Origin of the sequence: Microbulbifer bruguierae, from assembly GCF_029869925.1 — a bacterium.
GTDB lineage: Bacteria > Pseudomonadota > Gammaproteobacteria > Pseudomonadales > Cellvibrionaceae > Microbulbifer > Microbulbifer bruguierae.
In genome coordinates this window covers 2,897,497-2,917,918 of the sequence record NZ_CP118605.1, presented here as the reverse complement: position 1 = coordinate 2,917,918, position 20,422 = coordinate 2,897,497, and the positions used below count along the sequence as shown (strand labels likewise).

At 59.2% G+C, this 20,422-nt stretch carries 21 protein-coding genes; 4 read left to right on the top strand and 17 right to left on the bottom strand.

Features of this window, described 5'->3' with window-relative positions; translation table 11 throughout:
• Positions 1-76 precede the first annotated feature (76 nt).
• From PVT68_RS12210 to PVT68_RS12195, 4 genes are all read right to left on the bottom strand, one after another.
• Positions 77-1,990 (bottom strand): DUF885 domain-containing protein, encoded by a 1,914-nt coding sequence (locus tag PVT68_RS12210; RefSeq protein ID WP_280318431.1) that lies wholly within the window; start codon positions 1,988-1,990, stop codon positions 77-79.
• 144 nt (positions 1,991-2,134) lie between these two features.
• Positions 2,135-2,983, bottom strand: coding sequence for a mechanosensitive ion channel family protein (locus PVT68_RS12205; protein WP_280318429.1), 849 nt, complete (start codon positions 2,981-2,983; stop codon positions 2,135-2,137).
• 273 nt (positions 2,984-3,256) lie between these two features.
• Complete coding sequence (locus tag PVT68_RS12200; RefSeq protein ID WP_280318427.1) at positions 3,257-4,279, bottom strand: NAD-dependent epimerase/dehydratase family protein; 1,023 nt, start codon at positions 4,277-4,279, stop codon at positions 3,257-3,259.
• Between the two features lie 78 nt (positions 4,280-4,357).
• Positions 4,358-6,541, bottom strand: a complete 2,184-nt coding sequence (locus tag PVT68_RS12195; RefSeq protein WP_280318425.1) for a prolyl oligopeptidase family serine peptidase — start codon at positions 6,539-6,541, stop codon at positions 4,358-4,360.
• A gap of 161 nt (positions 6,542-6,702) precedes the next feature.
• Between PVT68_RS12195 and dtd the strand changes: the two genes are divergently transcribed.
• Positions 6,703-7,149, top strand: coding sequence for a D-aminoacyl-tRNA deacylase (gene dtd, locus PVT68_RS12190; protein ID WP_280318423.1), 447 nt, complete (start codon positions 6,703-6,705; stop codon positions 7,147-7,149).
• Here the strand turns inward: dtd and PVT68_RS12185 are convergent.
• Positions 7,080-8,270: an aminopeptidase gene (locus PVT68_RS12185; protein ID WP_280318421.1), complete on the bottom strand. Its 1,191-nt coding sequence runs from the start codon at positions 8,268-8,270 to the stop codon at positions 7,080-7,082. The genes dtd and PVT68_RS12185 overlap by 70 nt on opposite strands.
• Here PVT68_RS12185 and PVT68_RS12180 point away from each other — a divergent pair.
• Complete coding sequence (locus tag PVT68_RS12180) at positions 8,269-8,502, top strand: hypothetical protein (protein ID WP_280318419.1); 234 nt, start codon at positions 8,269-8,271, stop codon at positions 8,500-8,502. The genes PVT68_RS12185 and PVT68_RS12180 overlap by 2 nt on opposite strands.
• Positions 8,503-8,574: 72 nt before the next feature.
• On the opposite strand, the gene tatC is transcribed toward PVT68_RS12180, so the two are convergent.
• From tatC to ubiE, 8 genes are all read right to left on the bottom strand, one after another.
• Complete coding sequence (tatC, locus tag PVT68_RS12175; RefSeq protein WP_280318417.1) at positions 8,575-9,321, bottom strand: twin-arginine translocase subunit TatC; 747 nt, start codon at positions 9,319-9,321, stop codon at positions 8,575-8,577.
• Entirely contained in the window at positions 9,318-10,019 is a 702-nt protein-coding gene (tatB, locus tag PVT68_RS12170) for a Sec-independent protein translocase protein TatB (protein WP_280318416.1), read from the bottom strand. Before tatB ends, tatC begins: the two co-directional genes overlap by 4 nt.
• A 29-nt stretch (positions 10,020-10,048) precedes the next feature.
• Complete coding sequence (gene tatA, locus PVT68_RS12165; RefSeq protein WP_280318415.1) at positions 10,049-10,294, bottom strand: twin-arginine translocase TatA/TatE family subunit; 246 nt, start codon at positions 10,292-10,294, stop codon at positions 10,049-10,051.
• Positions 10,295-10,361: 67 nt separating this feature from the next.
• A complete protein-coding gene (locus PVT68_RS12160) occupies positions 10,362-10,709 on the bottom strand; it encodes a phosphoribosyl-ATP diphosphatase (RefSeq protein WP_280318413.1) in 348 nt (115 codons plus the stop codon).
• Positions 10,710-10,718: 9 nt separating this feature from the next.
• Positions 10,719-11,117 (bottom strand): phosphoribosyl-AMP cyclohydrolase, encoded by a 399-nt coding sequence (gene hisI, locus PVT68_RS12155; RefSeq protein WP_280318411.1) that lies wholly within the window; start codon positions 11,115-11,117, stop codon positions 10,719-10,721.
• A gap of 209 nt (positions 11,118-11,326) precedes the next feature.
• Positions 11,327-12,964: a ubiquinone biosynthesis regulatory protein kinase UbiB gene (gene ubiB / locus PVT68_RS12150; protein WP_280318409.1), complete on the bottom strand. Its 1,638-nt coding sequence runs from the start codon at positions 12,962-12,964 to the stop codon at positions 11,327-11,329.
• Position 12,965: 1 nt separating this feature from the next.
• A complete protein-coding gene (locus PVT68_RS12145) occupies positions 12,966-13,637 on the bottom strand; it encodes a ubiquinone biosynthesis accessory factor UbiJ (RefSeq protein ID WP_280318407.1) in 672 nt (223 codons plus the stop codon).
• A 183-nt stretch (positions 13,638-13,820) separates the two neighbouring features.
• The gene (ubiE, locus tag PVT68_RS12140; RefSeq protein ID WP_280318405.1) at positions 13,821-14,570 is read right to left on the bottom strand and encodes a bifunctional demethylmenaquinone methyltransferase/2-methoxy-6-polyprenyl-1,4-benzoquinol methylase UbiE; all 750 of its coding nucleotides are present in this window, start codon (positions 14,568-14,570) and stop codon (positions 13,821-13,823) included.
• Positions 14,571-14,700: 130 nt separating this feature from the next.
• On the opposite strand from ubiE, the gene PVT68_RS12135 reads away from it, so the two are divergent.
• Complete coding sequence (locus PVT68_RS12135; RefSeq protein WP_280318403.1) at positions 14,701-15,576, top strand: CHAD domain-containing protein; 876 nt, start codon at positions 14,701-14,703, stop codon at positions 15,574-15,576.
• Here the strand turns inward: PVT68_RS12135 and PVT68_RS12130 are convergent.
• The 4 genes from PVT68_RS12130 to hslV form a co-directional block, all read right to left on the bottom strand.
• The gene (locus PVT68_RS12130) at positions 15,573-17,171 is read right to left on the bottom strand and encodes an alkaline phosphatase (protein WP_280318401.1); all 1,599 of its coding nucleotides are present in this window, start codon (positions 17,169-17,171) and stop codon (positions 15,573-15,575) included. The genes PVT68_RS12135 and PVT68_RS12130 overlap by 4 nt on opposite strands.
• 254 nt (positions 17,172-17,425) lie before the next feature.
• The gene (locus PVT68_RS12125) at positions 17,426-17,803 is read right to left on the bottom strand and encodes a DUF971 domain-containing protein (RefSeq protein WP_280318399.1); all 378 of its coding nucleotides are present in this window, start codon (positions 17,801-17,803) and stop codon (positions 17,426-17,428) included.
• Positions 17,804-17,907: 104 nt separating this feature from the next.
• The gene (hslU, locus tag PVT68_RS12120) at positions 17,908-19,221 is read right to left on the bottom strand and encodes an ATP-dependent protease ATPase subunit HslU (RefSeq protein ID WP_280318397.1); all 1,314 of its coding nucleotides are present in this window, start codon (positions 19,219-19,221) and stop codon (positions 17,908-17,910) included.
• Between the two features lie 228 nt (positions 19,222-19,449).
• Positions 19,450-19,989, bottom strand: coding sequence for an ATP-dependent protease subunit HslV (hslV, locus tag PVT68_RS12115; protein ID WP_138234242.1), 540 nt, complete (start codon positions 19,987-19,989; stop codon positions 19,450-19,452).
• 118 nt (positions 19,990-20,107) lie between these two features.
• Here hslV and PVT68_RS12110 point away from each other — a divergent pair, with 118 nt between their 5' ends.
• Positions 20,108-20,341, top strand: coding sequence for a DUF2798 domain-containing protein (locus PVT68_RS12110; protein WP_280318394.1), 234 nt, complete (start codon positions 20,108-20,110; stop codon positions 20,339-20,341).
• Positions 20,342-20,422 lie beyond the last annotated feature (81 nt).

The following is a 20,422-nucleotide window of genomic DNA, read 5'->3' as shown; positions in this document are numbered from 1 at the left end:
AAGCCGAAACACGAAAACGTCGACAATAAAAAAGCGGGCTACATTGCCCGCTTTTTTATCACTTACCGCCTGACAATTACGCCTGTTTGACGCTGGCGATCCAGTTATTCACACGCTTTTCCAGCAGCGGCAGCGGCAGTGCGCCACCCCCCAGGATGGTGTCGTGGAAAGTGCGAATATCGAACTGGTCACCCAGCTCTTGCTCCGCCTTGCCGCGCAGCTCCTGAATTTTCAGCATGCCCATCTTGTAGGAAGTCGCCTGTCCCGGCCACACCAGGTAGCGGCGGACTTCAGAGCGCGCAGCGCCCTCCGGCACCGCAGAATTGTCCAGGAAGTACTGCACTGCCTGCTCTTCGCTCCAGCCCTTGGCGTGCAGGCCGGTATCCACCACCAAACGGATGGCACGCCAGATCTCTGCGGTCAGACGGCCGAAGTCCTTGTAGGGATCCTTGAACTGGCCCATCTCCTTGGCGAGGGACTCGGAGTAGAGCGCCCAGCCTTCCGCGTAAACCGAAAATCCGGCCTGAGTGCGGAATTGCGGAACACCAGTCAGCTCCTGGGCAATGGAAATCTGCATATGGTGGCCGGGGTTGCCTTCGTGGTAGGCAGTGGTTTCCATGTCGGTTTTCGAATAGGAACCCATGTCCGACATGTGCACATAGTAGGTACCCGGACGAGAGCCATCCGGGGTGCCGGGATAATAGTGCTGAGCGCCACCGTCTTCCTCACGGAACGACTCAACACGTTTTACTTCGAGCTTGGCTTTGGGCAACAGGCCAAAATACTCGGGCAGTTTTTCCTCGATCTCATCCAGGAAAGCGCGAGTGTCATCCAGGTAGCCCTGACGCCCCTCGTCGGTATTGGGGTAGTAGAACTGCTCGTCCTCACGCAGGAATTTGAAAAACGCCTGCTGATCGCCAGCAAATTTGACCTGCTCGCGGATGGCCTCCATTTCCTTCTGGATGCGCGCAACCTCGTCGAGACCGATCTGGTGAACCTCATCGGCGCTCAGGCCCAGGGTGGTGTACTTGGCCAGCTGAACCCCGTAAAAATCGTCACCATTGGGCAGGCTGCTGGCCCCTTTCGCTTCTGCGGTGGTATTTTCCAGATCCTGGTCGAGCCAGCTGATCAGGGCGTCATAGGCCGGCTGCAATTTGCCGGTCAGCGCATCGCGGGCCTGCTGTTGCAAGTCCGCCGCAGTCTCGGCATTGATCTTGCCGCCTTCCTGCAACGCGGCAATTTTCTGTTTCGCGTCGGCCCACAGGGGAGAATCCTCGCCGGTGCCAAAGGGCTGGCCGGCAATCACCTTGCGGGATTGTTCGATGGTGGCTTCATAGGCAAAACGCGGCGGACGAATACCGTCTTTGGCCGCCAGCTGTGCGCGCTCCAGGCTCTGGCCCAGGGCTCTGGCAGACTCGCCGATACGCGAGATATAAGCGCGCATGCTCTGCTCGTCGTCCACCTTGTGGAAACTGATCAGGAAAGTCGGCAGCAGGGTATGCGGGCCACTCATCTGGTGGAAGATATAGCTGTTGCGCTTGAACGGTTCTGCCGCCTTGGCTTCTTCGTACTGGAAAACCCACAGGTCGTATGATTCCTTGCCCGCAGCAGTGAGCTTGCTGTAGTCGAATTTTTCCTTCAGCTCCTGCACGGTCGCCGCCCGCCACTCGAGCTGTTTCAACTCCGCGGCTTCACTGAGATCGTCGATCTTGCCGTTGAGGTCCTTGCGGCCGAGGAAGGTCAGCTGGATCGGGCTGAACTGCAGTTCTTCCTCGTACTTGGTATCCAGCCAATCGGTCAGGCGCGCGGTTTCGACTTCTGAGTCAGCGACGGTTGCGGAGCCGGCTTGGGTTTTTGCATCTGCAACCACAGCGCTCTCGGACTGCGGAGTCACTGGTGAGGTTTGCGCAGCCTCGTCACCCTGACAGCCAGACAGAATGGCGAGGGCAAGCAGACTGGGCACCAGCGGATTTCTCAACTTCAGCGTCATGTTTTACGTCTCGATAAAGGCTCAATCAAATTTCGCCGGCTAATTTGGCATGTAATACACCAAAAGTCGATCGATGCACTCATAAGCCGATCAATACACCGGAGCGGAAAATTACCGGTCCGCCTGGATGACCCGCAAAGTCCGCTATTCATGCAGCGCGGTTTCCAGTGGCTTTTTCTCGCTCTGATTGACGATATGCAGCTCTCGCTGCGGGAAGGGTATGGTGAGGCCTTTGGCTTCCAGCGCCGGCTTCAGCTGCTTCATCAGATCCCAGTAGACATCCCAGTAATCCTCGGTGCTGGCCCAGGCGCGCAGATGCAGATTCACGGAACTGTCGGCCAGCGCGCGCACCGCATAGCTGGGCTCAGGATCAGTGAGGATGCGCGGGTCGCTGGCAACCAGTGTGCGCAGCACGTTCATGCCGGTTTCGATATCGTCGCCGTAGGCAATGCTGGCGATGATCTCGATGCGGCGGCTGGCATTGCGGGTGAAGTTGGTCAGGGTCTCGCCCCATACCTTGTCGTTGGGCGCGGAGATACGCAGGCCGTCCGGGGTATCCAGCTCGGTGGTGAACAGGCCAATCTTGCGCACGGTGCCGATGATACTGCCGAACTGAATGGTCTCCCCCACCCGGAAGGGGCGCAGCCCCAGCAATACGAAACCCGCAGCGATACTCTGCAGGGTGTCCTTCAGTGCCAGACCGACGGCGATGCCGGCGGCACCGAGCAGAGCCACCAGAGAGGTGGTATTGGCACCGAAGATGTCCAGCACCACCAGGCCGCCCACCATATAGGTTCCCCACACCGCGAGGGTTTCCAGCACCGGGACCAGGGTTTCGTCAATGCCGCGCTCGCTGAGACGATTCACTGCGCGGGATACCAGTTTGGCCGCGAACCAGGTGACCAGCAGCGCCAACAGCGCCCACAGCACATTGAGGCCCACATCGATCACTACCGGCCAGAGCTCCTGCAACTGCTGTTTCAATCCATCCACAATCCGATCCCCCACAATTGAAATTCGGGCTCAAGAATAAATTAGGCGCGGTGATGACGGCTAGAGCGCTATCGCCTGTTTCCACCACTGTGACCGGAAGTTGTGACGGGAAGCGTTCGCGGAAACAGGAAATGCCCGCGCCGGCGGGCAGCGAGGGGCACAGTGGGGGACAGAGGGGTACGGCCGAGCGAAACCGCTCAGCCGGCGCCGGAGAAGAAATAGTGCTGGATCAACTGCAGGATCAGCAGTGTGAGCACCAGAGTGAAAACGAGATTACGCCGGTTCAACCTGCGACTCCGTCAATTTCAGCAATCCCTGGTCTACCAGCCAGTCGCGGGATTCGCGCAGCATATCTTCCAGGGTGAGTGCCGTGCCGTAGCCAAGTTCTCGCGCCGCCTTGTCACTGCTGGCAACCACCCGGCGGGTCAGCATGGCGGCCTTCTCAGGCGTCACGGCCGGCTCGCGCCCGGAAATGCGGGAGCCGAGATCGTTGAGCGCGGCAATGGCGCGGATCACGAAGGCCGGGGTGGTACGCGTCGGCACCGGCTTGCCCACCAGGGTCGCGATGATGCCAAAGAACTCCAGAAAACTGGCATCGGTACCGGCGAGAATATAATTCTCCCCACAGCGCCCTTTGTGAAACGCGTTGATGTGCGCCCGCGCGACCGCACCGGCGTGACAGAAAGAACCCGCTCCCGGCGGCACGCCCGGGAGGTTGTCATTGGCAATCAGGAAAAAGGTTTGCGCCCAGCTGGATACGTCGTACTTGCCGACGATGGCGCAGGGGTTCAGGAACACCGCATCCAGTCCCGCGGATATCTCCTCCCGCACGGCCTGTTCCGCCCGCTTCTTGGTGTATAGGTAGTAGTGTCTTGGGTCGTCCGCCAATTGCGGGCTGTCCTCGTTAATGGCGCTTGTCTGATACCCGTAGGCGGAAATGGAACTGGTGACGATCAGGCGCCCCGGTTTGCTCTGCGCAGCGAAATGCTCGCGCGCCGCGCGGGCGATCATCGCCGAGCCGATCACATTGTCTCGCCACTGCTGATCGTTGCCACCGCGCCACATATTGGTATTGCCGGCGAGGTGAAACACTGCATCCAGATCCGCAGGCAGGGCCCGACGCAGCGAATTGAGGTCGTCCAGAGACGCCTCCACCGGTGTCGCCCCCAGTGCGCACAGTCGCTCTGTGTTGGAGCCAGGCCTGTGCATGGCAGTCACCTGCCAGCCGTCGTCGATGAGTTGTTCAATCAAATTGGCCCCGAGAAATCCGGTACCGCCGGTCACAAATGCACGCATTACTTCTAAACCTCATTTTTATTCTAATAGGGCAGCAAATGCTGCCCGCCAGACATTCCGTATAAACGGCCTTCAAGGTTACTGGATTTGCAGACCCAGCTGATGGGCAAGAAAGGCAAACTGATTGGTAAAATCTTCCACCTGCATCCACACCGGCTTGCCTGCACCGTGACCCGCGCGAGTCTCCACCGCAAGATATATGGGGTTTTCACACCCCTGGTCCCGCTGCAGTGCCGCGGCAAATTTGTAGCTGTGCCAGGGCACCACGCGGTCGTCGCGGTCAGCGGTCGTAATCAGGGTCGCCGGATAGCAGGTGCCTTTCACGGTGTTGTGCACCGGTGAATAGGCGTAGAGCGCGGCAAACTCCTCCCGGTTCTCCGCCAGACCATAATCGCTGGACCACTGGCGCGCGTTGGCGGAGGCGGTGTGGTAGCGCAGCATATCCAGCACGCCGACGATGGGTAGCGCCACTTTGAACAGTTCCGGGCGCTGTACTTCGACGGCACCGACGAGGAGACCGCCATTGGAGCGCCCCATGATGCCGAGTTTTTCCGGTGAGGTGATTCTTTTTCCGATCAGCCACTCCGCCGCACCGATAAAATCATCGAAGACATTCTGCTTCTGTAGTTTGGTACCGGCCTTATGCCAGTCGCCACCGTATTCACTGCCCCCGCGCAGATTCACCAGCGCGAAGGTGCCGCCCATATCCAGCCAGCCGGCAAAACGGGTGTAGAACTGTGGCAGCTGCGCGGCATTGAATCCGCCGTAGCCGTACAGCAGCGTGGGATTGCTGCCGTCATTTTTCATTCCCTTTTTGTGCACCAGAAACAGCGGTACCCGGATGCCGTCTTTACTGGTGAAAAAGTGCTGGCTGACGGTGTAATCGGAAAAGTCCGCGGGATATTTCGGCGCTTTGACTTTTTCGCTCTCGCCGGTCGCTACATCCAGTTTGTAAATGCTGGGTGGCGTCAGGAAATTGCTGAATTCATAGTAGGTTTCACTGTCGTCCGGCTCGCCGTAAAAACCGTCTACGGTCCCCATCCCCGGCAGTTTCAGTTCGTACTGCTGCTTGCCCCCGAGGTCAGTCACCACCACCTTGGATCTCGCATCTTCCAGATAATGCAGCACAAATCGGCCGCCGATCAGGCTGGCACTCTGCAGGGCATTTTTTTGCTCCGGCACCAGGGTTTTCCAGTTGGTTTTTTCCGGCATATCGATGTCGATGGCGACAATCTTGCCGTTGGTGGCACCGGCGTTGGTTTCAAAATAAAACTGCTTGCCGTCGTTACCGAGATAGGTATACAGCGCGTCCCAATCGTTCAGCATTTTGACCACCTCGCCGTTGCTATCGCGCAAATCCCGATAGTAAACACCGTTGCTGTCATAGCCGTCGAAAATTCCGAAAATCAGGTAATTACCATCGTCACTGACACGGGCGTCGGGGTTGCGGGTAGGGTGATCGGTGATCTGGTAGACCAGTTGATCCTTGCTCTGGGGCTCACCGATCTTGTGAAAATACACCGCGACCTGTTTACTGTCGTCGGCACTGCCGTCCTCGTTGAACGGATAGCGGCTGTAATAGAAACCGGACTCATCCTTGGCCCAGCTGGCGTCACTGAACTTGATGCCGGTCAGGTGATCCGGCAGCAGGCGACGGGTCCTGAGATCGCGCACATGGTAGTCCGTCCAGTCGGTGCCACCGTCGGAGGTGCCATAGGCCAGGTAGCGACCGTTGGGGCTGACGGAATAACGTCTCGCCGCGATGGTGCCGTCCTTGCTGAGGGCGCGGGGATCCAAGACCACGCCACCGTCCTTGTGGATATCGCGGGTACTGTAGAAGACACTCTGGTCCCAGCTACCGTCGTTGTATTCATAAAAGATCTGCCCGGCCTTTTTGTAGGGCACACCGTAACGCTCGTACTGCCAGAGTTCACTCAGGCGTTGATTGATCTTCTGCCATCCCGGCAGTGACTTGAGTTTGGGCAGAGAAAAATCGTTCTGGGCCGCCACCCAGTCCTGCACCGGCTTGGACTCCTGCTTTTCCAGCCAGCGATAGGGGTCACTGACCTGCGTGCCGAAATAATCGTCCTGGTGCGGCACCGTTGCGGTTTGCGGATACTGAATCTCAGAGCTTTTACTCGAATGACTCTGCGGCTGCGGGTCGCCGGTATTTTCAGTACTGCTGAAACTACCGTTAGCAGCAGCGATCACTGCAGCGGCTGCAATACAAGCCGCGAGCAGCGCGATGACAGGTGTTCTCATGGAAGGATTCCGGTCTCTTTTCTGGAATGAATTATTTGGATTGGAATAGGGGTAACCGGCTGTCGCTGCCCGGGGGCCGAACCGGTAAACTGCTTGACCGAACCCTAAGCGATTCGCAGCCGCGGTTCTACAGAGTCCATGCAGTTTAGAAGAGGATTACGATGAAAGGCCTGATTCAGCGGGTAAAGCACGCGAAAGTGGAAGTGAGCAGTGAATCCGTCGGCGCCATCAATCACGGTATTCTGCTGCTGCTCGGAGTGGAGGCCAGCGACAGCGAGGAAACCGCAGACAAGCTGCTGCACAAGGTGCTGCACTATCGCATTTTCAGCGACGATCAGGGCAAGATGAACCTGAATGTGCAGCAGGCCGGCGGCGGCCTGCTGGTGGTAAGCCAGTTCACCCTGGTGGCGGATACGGCCAAGGGGCTGCGCCCCAGTTTCAGCCGCGGTGCCACGCCACAGCAGGCGGAAAAGCTCTATCAATATTTCCTGAATCAGGCGCGGCACAAGCTGCCGGGGGAACTGCCCGTGGCCGGGGGTCAGTTTGCCGCGGACATGCAGGTATCGCTCTGCAACGACGGCCCGGTAACCTTTTTACTGGAAGTTTGAGCCCGCTTGTTCAGTGCCTGCAGACGCTCGCTGCGCACCTCTTTCGACTGCGCGCCCAGCTGCTCCACTGCGGCGTAAAAGGCCTCCCAGTCACTGCCGCTGTCGTTGTACAACTGCACGAAGGCGGGAACCTGTGACTGGTACTCGCTCACCAGCGCCAGGGTGGCGTTGTTGGTCTTTTCGATCATCTTGGTGAAATTCCGGTCTTCTTCCCAGCCAGCGGAAATTTCGCGGTAACAGGTGCGCAAACGCTCGAGTGTCTGCGCTTTCCGTTCGCGCTTGTCTTCATCGCTGCTCGAGGACTGGTATATCTCCTGCAGTTGCTTGCGCGCAGTCACCATCAGCCCATTGACCCTGCGCGCCTGTACCACACTCTCCACTTTCGGTGCGGCTATACCCTGGCGCCGGCGCCAGTCAGGCAGCGCTATCCGCGATACCGCAGTGGCAAAACTTTCGTTAAAGCGGGTATCGCCAGAGATATATACCCGGCGGTGCGCCAGCTCGTGAAACAACAGACCCGCGAGGCGATCCGGAGTCCAATTGACGAAGCTCGAAAGTACCGGATCATCAAACCAACCCAGGGTACTGTAAGCCGGCACCGGTCCCAGGTACACATCGAAGCCCTCTGCCCGCAGGCGCGCCCCATGGGCCTCTGCGTCGGCCTTGTCGAAGTAACCGCGGTAACTGGCGCAGCCGGCAATGGGATAACACCAGCGCTTGGGCGAGAACGAGAACTCAGGTGCCGCCACCAGATTCCACAGCGCGTATTCCCCCTCCAGCTGGGTAAATTCACTGTAGGCACTGCCCACCGGCAGATGCAGTTCGGCGCCGGCGTAGGCGCGAATTGCGCGCACCCATTGCAGTTGCTGCCGGAGTTTTTTGTCGGTGGTGTCATCCGCCACCAGTTGGTCAATGGATTTTCGACCGGCGAGAATTTTCAGCTGGCCGCTGGCCGCCTGAGAATAGAAATATATGGATTCGCAACCGCTCAGCAGCGCAGCCAGTAACAGCATCAGCAGGCGGACCCTGCGCCCGGGAACAGTAGCGCGCCAACGCAGCGTAAATGCCGCAGAAGCAACTAACTTTAGTTTTGCGAGGACATTACCCGGGAAATTTTCCATGCAACCTGTCGTGGCGGTGTCACTGATTTTTACGCTGGTGCTCGGAGCCGTGCTGTGGATTTACCTGTTGCGGCTCGCCTTCGCAGAATCCACCCTGCTTGGCATAACCGCCATCGCAATACCTCCGCTGGCATTGCTCATCATATTGGCACAGCGCCCGCAGGATGGGGAATTGATTGCTCTTACCGTCGCGGTAATCACATTTGCCGGCGCGGTACTCACCCTGTCGTGACGGGTTTTATAGCGGGACTCGCACCGGTGACAGTCTGAAGAAAACAGGGAAAACGCAGCCGGCGCAGGGTTGCTACTGCGCCTCCACTTCCTCTTCGTCCTTACCGCGCTGCTTGATCCAGCGGCCGAAGAAAACACCGATTTCAAACAGCAGCCACATGGGCACCGCCAGCAGGGTCTGGGAAATGATGTCAGGTGGTGTCAGCAGCATGCCGATGGCGAAGCAGGCGACGATGACATAGGGGCGTTTTTTGGCCAGTTCCTTGGCGGTAACCGCCCCACTCCAGATCAGCACAATGGTCGCAATGGGAATTTCAAACGCGAAGCCGAAGGCGAAAAACAGCTTCAGTGCCAGATCGAGATAACTGCGGATATCCGGCATCACCTTGATATCCGCGTGAGCGGAGCTGATAAAAAATTCGAAGATCAGCGGGAAAACCACAAAGTAAGCAAAGGCCATACCCGCGTAGAACAACACCACGCTGGAAAACATCAGCGGTCCGATCAGGCGCTTCTCGTGCTTGTACAGACCGGGAGCGATGAACGCCCAGAACTGGTACAGCACAAAGGGGATGGCGATAAAAAACGCCAGCACGAAGGTGGTTTTAAACGGCGTCAGGAAAGGCGAGGTGACCTCGGTAGCAATCATGCCCGCGCCTTCGGTAAGGCGCGCCTGCAGGGGCTCAGCCACGAAGTCGTAGATCTCGTTGGCGAAGGGCGCCATACAGGCAAAAATTGCGATCACTACCAGCAGGGTCTTCAGCAGACGGTCCCGCAGCTCGATCAAGTGCTCAATAAACGGCTGGTCTTTTTCGCTCATTGACGCTTGTCTTCCGCCTGGGTGGATTGCTCGTCGAGGGGTTTGGCTGCTGCCTTCTCGGTGTCGGGGTTGTCGGGATTGTCGGCGGGATCGGCCTTGTCCACTTCCGCCCATTCATCCTCTTCCCACTCCTTGAAGTGGTCCGGGTGATGGGGGTTGAACTCGGGGTCGCCGTGGTCGTGGAGGTGTTCGGGGTAGTCGGGGTCTTCCTGATCCTGGTCTTCCTCGTCCTCTTCCGGCAGATAATCGTCGGCAGCAGGAGCGGTGTCTTCGTCGGGCAGGTAATCCGCCGCCCGGCGCAGATTGTCAGCTTCCACATCTGGTGCGGAAACCGCCGGCTCCGGTTTATCCTCGGATTTGGCATCGACGTCAGTGGCTTGCTGTTTCAGCGCATCCGCCTGTTCGGTGACAGCCTTCAGGTCCTGCTCGAACTTTTTCTCCGCCTCAGTGAAGGTGCGCTGCATGGCTTCCTGGCTTTCTTTCAGTTCACGCAGCACACGCTCGTTGTGCAGCTCCCGACGGATGTCGTCGGCACCCACCTCGCGCTCCAGTTCTTCCTTGGCGCTACCCAGGGTCTGCTTGATCTGGGTCCACCAGCGCACCGTGGTGCGCACCGCATCGGGCAGGCGTTCGGGGCCGATCACGACCAGACCGACGATACCCACCAGCAGCAGTTCAAAAAATCCGATATCAAACACGTGCGCTTCGCTCTACCAGGTGCGGACGGTTACTTGTCCTGGGACTGTTTTTCTTCCGTTGAGGTTTTCTGCTGCGGCTTGACGCTGTCGTCCTTGCCCAACAGGTCCGGATCCTTGTCTTCTTCACCGTCTTTCTTGTCTTCGTCTTTCATGGCTTTCTTGAAGCCCTTGATGGCACCACCGAGATCGCCACCCAGGTTGCGCAAGCGCTTGGTGCCGAAAATCAGCAAGACAATGACCAGCAGAATCAGTAATTGTTGCCAGCTAATACCCATGTGAAATGCTCCTGACTATTTTGTGAAATTCGCTTGTTGTTTCCGTTCTTGTATTCGCAACCCGGGCTCAGCTCTGCTCACGCGAGGCTTTTTCTTCCAGCCCGGACAGACCGAAACGGCGGCCCAGTTCGTCCAGCACGGCGCGGGAATCGGTTCCCATGTGCGCCAGCATCACCAGTGAGTGGAACCACAGGTCCGCGGTTTCCCCGATCAGTGCCTTGTGCTCGTCGGAATCCAGCGCCTTGCCCTCGGCATCCTTGGCGGCGATGACCAGTTCAGTGGCTTCCTCGCCCACCTTTTCGAGAATCTTGTTCAGGCCCTTCTGGTGCAGGTTGGCGACATAGGAGGATTCTGTATCCCCCTGATGCATGCGCAGGCGCAGCACCCGGTCCAGTTGAATCAGCATATTACTCATGACAAAGGCCTACTTCTCTCCTGAATAGATCTCTTTCGGGTCGGTAATCACCGGCTGGCGTACCTGCCATTGGCCATCTTCGAGTACCTGATAAAAACAGCTTACACGACCGGTATGACAGGCAATGCCACCCAGTTGCTCAACCAGCAACACCAGGGTGTCGCCATCGCAGTCGAGACGCAGTTCGCGTACCTGCTGCACATGACCGGAGGACTCGCCCTTGCGCCACAGCTTGCCGCGGGAGCGGGACCAGTAAACGGCGCGGCCCTCTTCGGCGGTGAGACGCAGAGACTCGGCGTTCATCCACGCCATCATCAGCACCCGGCCGGTCTTGAAATCCTGGGCGATAGCGGGCACCAGCCCGTCGCTGTTCCATTTGACCGCCTGGGTGAAGTCGGTTTCGCTCACACTGTGGGTCCTTACTGCTTTGGTTATTGTAGGCTGGCCGGTCCGGTTCCCGGCTGTCGTTTTATACCTTGTTGGCCACACTGCGCTTTGCCCAACGTAGGGCGCAGGTTTTTGCACCGGCCGTAGGAGCCTGCCTTGCAGGCGAACCGTTCAAGGCTCCGCACTGGTCCGCCTGCAGGCAAGCTCCTACATGTCACGGAGTCATGAAGTTATGGCCAGAGCAACAGCGCCAGGGCCGCAGCCCCCAGAGCCCAGCTCGCCGCCGGTACCTGTGCCAGCAATCCGGGAGAGGCCACCAGCGCCGCACCGGCAGCCAGCAACCCACCGACCACCATACGCGCATAACGCGCCCGCCCGCGCTGGCGGCTCCCCGCCAGTTCCTCGCCGAGCCGCTGCAACTGAGGTGCCAGTTCCCGTCCCTGTTCCAGGGCAGAGAAAGCCAATTGCGGCAGCTGGGGTAATTTTTCCAGCCATTCTGGGCCATATCGACGGATTTCGCCGATGATCGTTTTGGGGTGAATGCGCTCGCGCATCCACCGCTCCAGAAATGGATGTGCAGTCTTCCACAGATCCAGCTGTGGATAAAGCTGGCGACCCAGGCCCTCGATATTCAGCAGGGTTTTCTGCAGCAGCACCAACTGCGGCTGAACTTCCATATCGAAGCGGCGCGCCGTCTGAAACAGGCTGATCAGCACCCGCGCAAAAGAGATTTCACCCAGGGGTTTTTCAAAAATCGGCTCGCACACCGCACGCACCGCCGCCTCGAACGCATTGATCGGCGTATCCCGGCGCACCCAGCCACTCTGTACGTGCAGTTCCGCCACCATGCGGTAATCGCGGCGAAACATGGCCAGCAAATTACGCGCCAAATAGTACTGGTCCTCGCGGGTAAGACTGCCGACGATAGCGGTATCGATAGCGATATATTGCGGCCGCTCGGGGTGCTCCCGGGACACAAAGATATTGCCCGGGTGCATATCGGCGTGGAAAAAATTGTGCTCGAACACCTGTTTGAAGAAAATCTCCACCCCACGCTCGGCGAGCAGCTCCATATTCGTATTCTGCGCCCGCAGCTGCGCCATATCGGTTACCGGAATACCGTCGATACGCTCCAGCACCAGCACGTTTTCGCGGGTGTAGTCCCAGTAAACTTCGGGGATATACAGTAGCGGGGAATTGGCAAAATTGCGCTTCAGCTCCGAGCCGTTAGACGCCTCGCGCACCAGGTCCAGCTCGCCCTCAATGGTGTGTCGGTAATCCTCCACCACTTCCAGCGGGCGCATACGGCGGCCATCCGGCAAATAGCGCTCGATCCAGCGCGCGATATACCCCAGCAGCTGCAGATCCTGCTGGATCACTTTGTCGATGCCCGGTCGCAGTACCTTTACCACCACCGACTTGCCGGGCTTGCCATCGGCCCCCTTGAGACGCGCACCGTGCACCTGGGCCACGGACGCGGAGGCCAGCGGCTCGCGCTCAAATTCCGCAAACAACTCATCCACCGGCGCTCCCAGCGCCTCCTCAATGCGGGCAATGCACTGGTTCGCCGGGTAGGGTGGCACATTGTCCTGCAGCTGGTTCAGCTCCTCGACAAAATCCGGTGGCATCAAATCCGGGCGGGTGGACAGCAGCTGGCCGAACTTCACATAGATCGGCCCCAGATCCTCCAGCGCCCGCCGCAGCCGCTCACCGCGGCCCATATTCCTGGTTTTGCCGCTCTGCGGCAGCAACTTAGCCGGCGCCCACAGCGCCCGCAGCCACAGGGGCTGGTATTCCCCCGGGATCAACTCATTCAGGCGATAGCGCAGGAATACCCGCGCAATGGTCAGACTTCTCGCAATCGGCACTTCAGTATTTCCCCTGACCCGGTTTCTTCTGACCCTGGTTATCACGGCCTTCCAGCTTGCGGCGCAGGATTTCCACCCGCGCCTCCAGCCGCTCCACCCCCTGAGCGAACTCCGCCACATCCTCCGCGAACGCCTCGAACTGCGCCTGCGGCGGTGTCATCCGCCACTCCTCACTCACCGCCTCCGACGCCGCACGGGGCGCCCGGCCCAGTACGTCTTTCAGCCAGCTTGCGGCGATACGCACACCGGTCCCCAGCTGGTGCGCGGGGGCATCTCCGATCAGCTTCGCCAACGGCTCTTCCCAATCGATGTCCAACTCCCGCAGTATCGCCTGCAGCTCCGCCAGCAGTGCACTGGAACCGCGCACCGTCACACCCAGTTTCGCCGGGGTGGCGTCGCGATTCTTTAACAGCTGGACAAACGCCAGCGCGGAACCGGAAAGCTCCGTGGTCACCTCACCACTCCAGCGGCTGTGCACTTCCACATAGCCACCTTCTTCCTCGTCCTCGATGACCAGAAATAAATTCATGGAAGGCGCGGTGAGACTCACCCCCAGCACCTTGCCCGCGAGCCTGCCAAGGCGCGCGCGGCTGCCCGGGTCGTAGCGCAGGGCGGTGTTGATGGCGGCTTCCAGAGTGGCGTCGAAGCCGGCGCGGAAGGTGGGATCGGTCATTCTTGTTCTGGCTTTGTCAGTGCGCGAAACGCAGATGCGAAGGCCCGGCTGGCGGTAACCCCTCGCGAGACCTTCGAAAACAGGGATGTTTTCGAAGAGCCCCCAGGGATGGGTTCACGGCGTGTCTCGCGAGGGGTTACCGCCAGCCGGGGCGCCACAGGATTCACTGTTGGCGGAAATTAATCAGGGCTTGATGCCCTTGTGCAGGGCGACAATACCGCCGGTCATATTGTGGAATTCGCAATCCACAAAACCTGCGTCGCCCATCATGTCTTTCAGGGTTTCCTGATCCGGATGCATACGGATACTTTCCGCCAGATAGCGATAGCTGTCCGCATCGTCCGCCACCAGCTTGCCCATAAACGGCAACAGACGGAACGAATACTGGTCATACACTTTCTCCAGCAGCTTCGACTGGGGCTTGGAAAACTCCAGCACCAACAGGCGACCACCGGGCTTCAGCACCCGCAGCATCGAACGCAACGCCAGATCCTTGTCGGTGACATTGCGCAAGCCAAAAGCAATGGTGATGCAGTCAAAGGTGTTATCCGGAAACGGCAGGTACTGCGCGTCCGCCTGCACCGTCTCCACATTGCCGGCAATGCCCCGATCCAGCAGGCGATCGCGGCCCACCTTCAGCATCGACGCATTGATGTCTGCCAGCACCACCTTGCCGGTGGGGCCGACGATACGGGAAAAGCGCGCCGTCAGGTCACCGGTACCGCCAGCGATATCCAGAATCGCCTGCCCCGGACGCGCCGCCGACAGCTCGATGGTAAAGCGCTTCCACAGGCGGTGAATGCCGCCGGACATCAGATCGTTCATCACATCGTAGCGCGCCGCCACCGAGTGAAAAACATCCGCTACCCGCCCGGCCTTCTCTTCGACCGGCACCTGCTGGTAACCGAAATGGGTCGTCTTGCGTTCTGTCATCTTGCGCCTGCTGAGCCAAATTCAGGGCGCCATTGTACATGGGCCGAGGTAGATGGGGCGAGCGCCGGGAGCACTTGCTCGCTGCGCAACGCCCTACACTGACCACAGCACAGGAATTCCGGAATATCTGATGACCTACCGCTTTGATCCACACCAGTCGCCAGCGAAACAAATTCAACGGATTGCCCGGGAACAGCTCGCCTCCGCACTGCACGCGGCCCAGCAACTGGAGCAGCAGGAGGCAATCCACCAGATCCGCAAACACTGCAAAAAGATGCGCGCACTGGTGCGACTGGTGCAGAAAACCAATCGTCATACCGAACGGCTGTATCCGGTTGAGAACGCCCACTACCGCAGCGTTGCGCAGACCCTATCCGGCAGCCGCGACGCCGTGTCGCTGTACGACGCGCTCACCAAGCAGCTGGCAGCGACACAATTTCCCGCAACCGCGGCAGCGCTCAAAGCCCGCATTGACACCAGCGGCGCCGGTGCCGCACTGGCGCAGGCCCAGCAGCTACTGGTCCAGGGTCAACGGCAGGTCGAATGCTGGGAACTGTTCGGACTGACCACCAGAGACCTCAAGCGCGGCTACGCACGCAGTTACCATCGCGCCTATCGCGCCATGCAGCAGGCGTTCGCGCGGGAAGACGGCGAAAGTTTCCACACCCTGCGCAAACGAATAAAGGATCAGTGGTATCACACCCGTTTGCTGCAAGAACTGAAACCCCAAAAAATTGGCGGTCGCCGCACTCGACTGAAACTATTGGCGAGTGCCCTGGGTGACTGGCGCGACCTGCACCTTTTGTGCCGCTTTCTGGCAACACACAAGCAGGCGCTGGGTGCCGAGGAGGAAAGAGAGCTGATACCGCTGCTGGACCAGGCCCAGCAGCGGATGCAGGAATTGCGGCGGTCCATTGGACGCGAATGTGAGCAGCTGTTTGCCCACGACAAGTGGCGTGAACAACGCAAACACAGCCACCCGCGCCCGATCGACGCTGCCGACTAGTCCTTGCTCAAGAGCCCGCCGGCGTGGGCCATCACATGAAAAATAAAGTTCTGCTCATTCGTGCCGCCCAGCAGGTGCGCGCCCGGGCCGCGCGCCCAGATACCCACATCTTCACCGCCGTGGGTTTCACCGGAAGTGGGCACCAGTGCTTCCTGATAAAAACCGGGGGCCAGGGTATCCACTTCGGTCAGGTCCGCACGTCCGGCGTGGGCTGGTGCCCCGCGGCGCAGATCGGAATCGGTCTCGTCACCGAGATACGCAAAGCCCGAACCATTGGCATACCCAACGGTGGTATAAGGTTTGCCATCAGCAGCCAGCAGCGGGAAATCCTGAGGCTCACCGTGCTCGTCGTTACTCACCACCTTGCCGAGAATCGGGTTACCGCGGGTGGGGTAACCGGCGATGACAAAGGTGTGGCTGTGGTCGGCAGTGACGATGATCAGGGTATCCCGGGGATCGGTATTGTCCATGGCCACCTGCACCGCGTTCGCGAACTCCACCGCATCGTGCAGTGCGTTGTAGGCGTTGCCCGCGTGGTGGCCGTGGTCGATGCGACCGCCCTCAACCAGCATGAAGTAGCCCTGCTTGTTTTTCTGCAGCAGCTCTATGCCCTTGGCCGTCATCTCGCTCAGAGAGGGTTCGCCGGCCTTGTCATGGTTGCGGTCCGACTCGTAGCGCATATGTGATGGCTGGAACAGTCCCAGCAACTTGCCGGTGGAAGTGACATCCAGCTGGTTGAATCCAGCCTGGTCCTCGATATACACGGCACCTTCGCCGTAGCGCTGCTGCCACTCCTGTACCAGATTGCGGCCGTCTTCGCGCTTGCCGGCCGCGCCTTCCAGATCGGTCACGCTCGCCGGCAGGAAGCCGCGGCGACCGCCGCCCATGATCACATCGATTCCATCACCCACCGGCATTTCCACCAGCTGCGCGGCAATATCGCGACAACCTTCGGGCGCTGAGTGTTCCCAATCGCGCTCCGGTACCTTGGCGTAGGTGGTTGCAGGGGTGGCATGCGTGATGCGCGCGGTACTGATAATACCCGTGCCCTTGCCCTGAGCTTCCGCCAGCTCCAGGGCCGACGTGAGGCCATGTTTGAGGCTCGCCGGGCAATCGCCGCGGGCCACGCTCTCGTCCACGCTGATAAAACCGGCCTTGGTCTTCACTCCGGTAACGATGGCCGTGGCGGTACCCGCGGAATCCGGGGTCTGCTGGTTGCTGTTGTAGGTTTTAATCAGTCCGGCGAACGGCATCTTCTCAAAGCTGAGCTGGTACTCCTCACCGGTCTGCCCCTGCAGCTGGCCGGCGAGAATACGAGCGCCGGTCACGGTGGAAATCCCCATGCCGTCGCCCACAAACAGAATGATATTTTTCGCCGCGCCACGCTTGTTGTTGATTTCTACCTGTGCGGCTCGCTGCAGTCGCTGCTCGGCTTCGGTGAACCAGGGACTGTTGCTCTGGGATTGCGCCAGCGAGATTTGCGGCGCGGGCGTCTTTGCGGTTTCAGCCGCTTGCGCTCCGGCGTCCGCACCGTTACAGCCAGCAAGACACAGGGCTGCCGCGATGGCACTGATGACAAGTACTTTCGGTTGCATACATGACTCCTTGAAACGCCACCGGGAGCCGGGTTCTCACCCGCTGGCGGCAAATAGCCCACATTAAAGACCAGTCATGTTACCGGAGGATGGCAAAAATGTGGTCATCGGCAGTAATCGGGAATCGGAGAGGTTGAGTACCGGTAGCTGGGCGCCGATATGGGAAGAGGATCAAGAGGGTAAGGAAAGAGAGAAAGTGACCGAGGGTGAGCGGGAGCGTCCAGCGAGAGGACACCAAAACGGCGGATCCAGCCCTAGCCGATAAATTTCACGGCGCTCTCGTCCGGGTCCCGCCCCTTGCCTTCCCGCTGCAAGCGCTCGAGGTAAATCTGCCATTTTTCGTTATGGGTATCGCAGAGTTCGCGCAGATAGGCCCAGGTATAAATACCGCTATCGTGGCCATCGTCAAAAAAGATCTGCAGGGCATAGCGACCGGCGGCGGCCACTTTTTCGATGCCAACGTGCATTTTTCCACTGACCAGGGTGCCTTCACCGATGCCGTGACCGCGCACCTCGGCACTGGGGGAATAGACCCGCAGGTATTCCGCAGGGAGCTGGAACGCCTGATCGCGGTACTGCAGGACCAGCTTTTTGCCAGCTTTGTCGAGGCGGATTTTTTGTGGGGCAGACATGTTGTTTCCGGGGTGAACGACCCTGTAGGAGCCTGCTTGCAGGCGAACGGTCCAGTGCGCTGAGCCATTCGCCTGCAAGCAGGCTCCTACAGAGTGCAGTGTGATCACAGAATAAAACGCGAGAGGTCTTCGTCCTTGCTCAGCTCTCCGAGCTGCGAATCGACATACGCCGCGTCAATGATCACGGTGTTGTCCCCGTCAGCGCCAGTAAAGGAGATTTCCTCCAGCAGCCTTTCCAAAACGGTGTGCAGGCGGCGGGCGCCGATATTTTCCGTGGATTCATTCACATCGAATGCGACTTCGGCGATGCGCCGGATACCATCGTCGGTAAATTCCAGGTTTACGCCTTCGGTGCCCATCAAGGCTTTCTGCTGCTCGGTCAGTGAGGCGCTGGGTTCGGTAAGGATGCGCTGGAAGTCTTTGGAGGTGAGCGAGCTCAGCTCCACGCGAATCGGCAGTCGTCCCTGCAGTTCCGGGATCAGGTCGGAGGGCTTGGACAGATGGAAGGCACCGGACGCGATAAACAAGATGTGATCGGTCTTGAGCATGCCGTATTTGGTGGTCACGGTGCAGCCTTCGATGAGCGGCAGCAGGTCCCGCTGTACCCCTTCGCGGGAGACGTCAGCACCGCTGTTGCCCTGGCGCTTGGCCACTTTGTCGATTTCGTCGATAAAGACGATGCCGTTTTGTTCGGCGGACTGAATAGCGCGGGTTTTGATCTCTTCGTCGTTGATCATTTTCGCGGCTTCGTCGTCGGCGAGCTGCTTGAGGGCTTTTTTTACGGTGAGTTTGCGCTTCTGGGTTTTGCCCTTGGACATGTTGGAGAACATGCCCTGCAGCTGGTTGGTCATTTCTTCCATGCCGGGGGGGGCCATGATTTCGACACCCATGGGGCTGGCGGAGACGTCAATTTCGATTTCCTTGTCGTCGAGCTCGCCCTCGCGCAGTTTCTTGCGGAAGACCTGGCGGGTGCTGGAGTCGCGGTCGCCGGGTTCGGTGGAGCGCGCGGGGGGCAGCAGGGCGTCGAGGACACGCTCTTCGGCGGCGTCCATGGCGCGCTGTTTTACACTTTCCACGGCGCGCTCGCGCTCGAGTTTTACTGCCATTTCCACCAGGTCGCGCACGATGGATTCAACGTCGCGGCCGACGTAGCCGACTTCGGTGAATTTGGTGGCTTCGACCTTGATGAAGGGCGCGCCGGCGAGTTTCGCCAGGCGGCGGGCGATTTCGGTTTTACCGACGCCGGTGGGGCCGATCATGAGGATGTTTTTCGGGGTGATTTCCGCGCGCAGTTCTTCGTTGACCTGCATGCGGCGCCAGCGATTGCGCAGGGCAATAGCCACGGCGCGCTTGGCGTCGTTCTGGCCAACAATGTGGCGGTCGAGTTCGTGGACGATTTCTCTGGGGGTCATGGACATGGTCTTTACTCGGATTCTTTCAGTTTTTCCCACCGCCGCTCGTTCTAATGTGGCGCGGTGGCGGCGGGGCACCGGGTAAAGGTTTTTGAAACCGCTGTGAATACATCCCTGTACGCTGCGTCGGCGACATCCCTGTCGCCGACGCTTTCAAAAACCTTTACCCGGCACCCCGCCTTCAATTCGTAATGATTAACTTCGTCAGAAACTTGTTTCTGCTGCGCTCGGATTTCAGTAATTCAATTCTTCAATCGTGTGGTTCTGGTTGGTGTACACACAGATATCGCCGGCGATTTTCAAACCCTGCTCGACGATGCTTCTGGCATCCATATCAGTGTTGTCGAGCAGTGCGCGAGCGGCGGACTGAGCAAACGGACCGCCGGAGCCGATGGCAATCAGGTCGTCTTCCGGCTGGATGACATCGCCGTTACCGGTCACGATCAGGCTGGCGGTTTCGTCGGCGACGGCGAGCAACGCCTCCAGTCTGCGCAGGGCGCGGTCGGTGCGCCAGTCTTTGGCGAGCTCTACCGCGGCGCGGGTGAGCTGGCCGTTGTGAGCCTGGAGTTTGGCTTCGAAACGTTCGAACAGGGTGAAGGCGTCGGCGGTGCCGCCGGCAAATCCGGCGATGACTTTGTCGTTGTACAGGCGGCGCACTTTGCGGGCATTGCCCTTCATGATGGTGTTGCCCATGGAGACTTGCCCGTCACCGCCAATAACGACTTTGCCGTTCCGGCGCACGGAGAGAATGGTTGTGCCGCGATATTGTTCCACTTGTGCCTCTGCGTTTTCAGTTCAGTTGCTCTAAGTGTGGTCGCGGAGGGCAAATTTCAACTTGTCGGTGCAAGCCCTATAATCCGCGCCTTCTTCTGAGGTTCTGTGGAGACGGCTAGTGGCGCGTATCAAGCACCGGTATTACACCCTGGTTTTTGCAGTATTCATGTCGCTGTTTATGTCGGCGATGATGTCGGGGGTGATCACGGTAATGAACACCGGTATTGCCGCCGGGTTTCTGACCCGCTGGTTTCATGCCTGGCTGGTGGCCTGGGCGGTGGCGTTCCCGCTGGTTTCGATGGTTGCGCCGGTAGCGCACATGATTACCCGCCGGTTGGTTGAGACTGAATAGTCCAGAAAGAACACCAAAACTCCGGGCGAAGGCGTCGCTAGCGGGTGCTACCTCGCGAGACCTTCACCGCCAGAAAGCTAG

Excerpts from the sequence above, each read along its gene's own strand:
- PVT68_RS12135 (WP_280318403.1), top strand. The coding sequence starts at position 14,701 with ATGACCTACCGCTTTGATCCACACCAGTCGCCAGCGAAACAAATTCAA.
- PVT68_RS12185 (WP_280318421.1), bottom strand. The coding sequence starts at position 8,270 with ATGGAAAATTTCCCGGGTAATGTCCTCGCAAAACTAAAGTTAGTTGCT.
- PVT68_RS12180 (WP_280318419.1), top strand. The coding sequence starts at position 8,269 with ATGCAACCTGTCGTGGCGGTGTCACTGATTTTTACGCTGGTGCTCGGA.
- PVT68_RS12160 (WP_280318413.1), bottom strand. The coding sequence starts at position 10,709 with ATGAGTAATATGCTGATTCAACTGGACCGGGTGCTGCGCCTGCGCATG.
- tatA (WP_280318415.1), bottom strand. The coding sequence starts at position 10,294 with ATGGGTATTAGCTGGCAACAATTACTGATTCTGCTGGTCATTGTCTTG.
- PVT68_RS12200 (WP_280318427.1), bottom strand. The coding sequence starts at position 4,279 with ATGCGTGCATTTGTGACCGGCGGTACCGGATTTCTCGGGGCCAATTTG.
- dtd (WP_280318423.1), top strand. The coding sequence starts at position 6,703 with ATGAAAGGCCTGATTCAGCGGGTAAAGCACGCGAAAGTGGAAGTGAGC.
- ubiE (WP_280318405.1), bottom strand. The coding sequence starts at position 14,570 with ATGACAGAACGCAAGACGACCCATTTCGGTTACCAGCAGGTGCCGGTC.
- PVT68_RS12145 (WP_280318407.1), bottom strand. The coding sequence starts at position 13,637 with ATGACCGATCCCACCTTCCGCGCCGGCTTCGACGCCACTCTGGAAGCC.
- tatC (WP_280318417.1), bottom strand. The coding sequence starts at position 9,321 with ATGAGCGAAAAAGACCAGCCGTTTATTGAGCACTTGATCGAGCTGCGG.
- hslU (WP_280318397.1), bottom strand. The coding sequence starts at position 19,221 with ATGTCCATGACCCCCAGAGAAATCGTCCACGAACTCGACCGCCACATT.
- PVT68_RS12130 (WP_280318401.1), bottom strand. The coding sequence starts at position 17,171 with ATGCAACCGAAAGTACTTGTCATCAGTGCCATCGCGGCAGCCCTGTGT.
- PVT68_RS12210 (WP_280318431.1), bottom strand. The coding sequence starts at position 1,990 with ATGACGCTGAAGTTGAGAAATCCGCTGGTGCCCAGTCTGCTTGCCCTC.
- PVT68_RS12195 (WP_280318425.1), bottom strand. The coding sequence starts at position 6,541 with ATGAGAACACCTGTCATCGCGCTGCTCGCGGCTTGTATTGCAGCCGCT.
- PVT68_RS12125 (WP_280318399.1), bottom strand. The coding sequence starts at position 17,803 with ATGTCTGCCCCACAAAAAATCCGCCTCGACAAAGCTGGCAAAAAGCTG.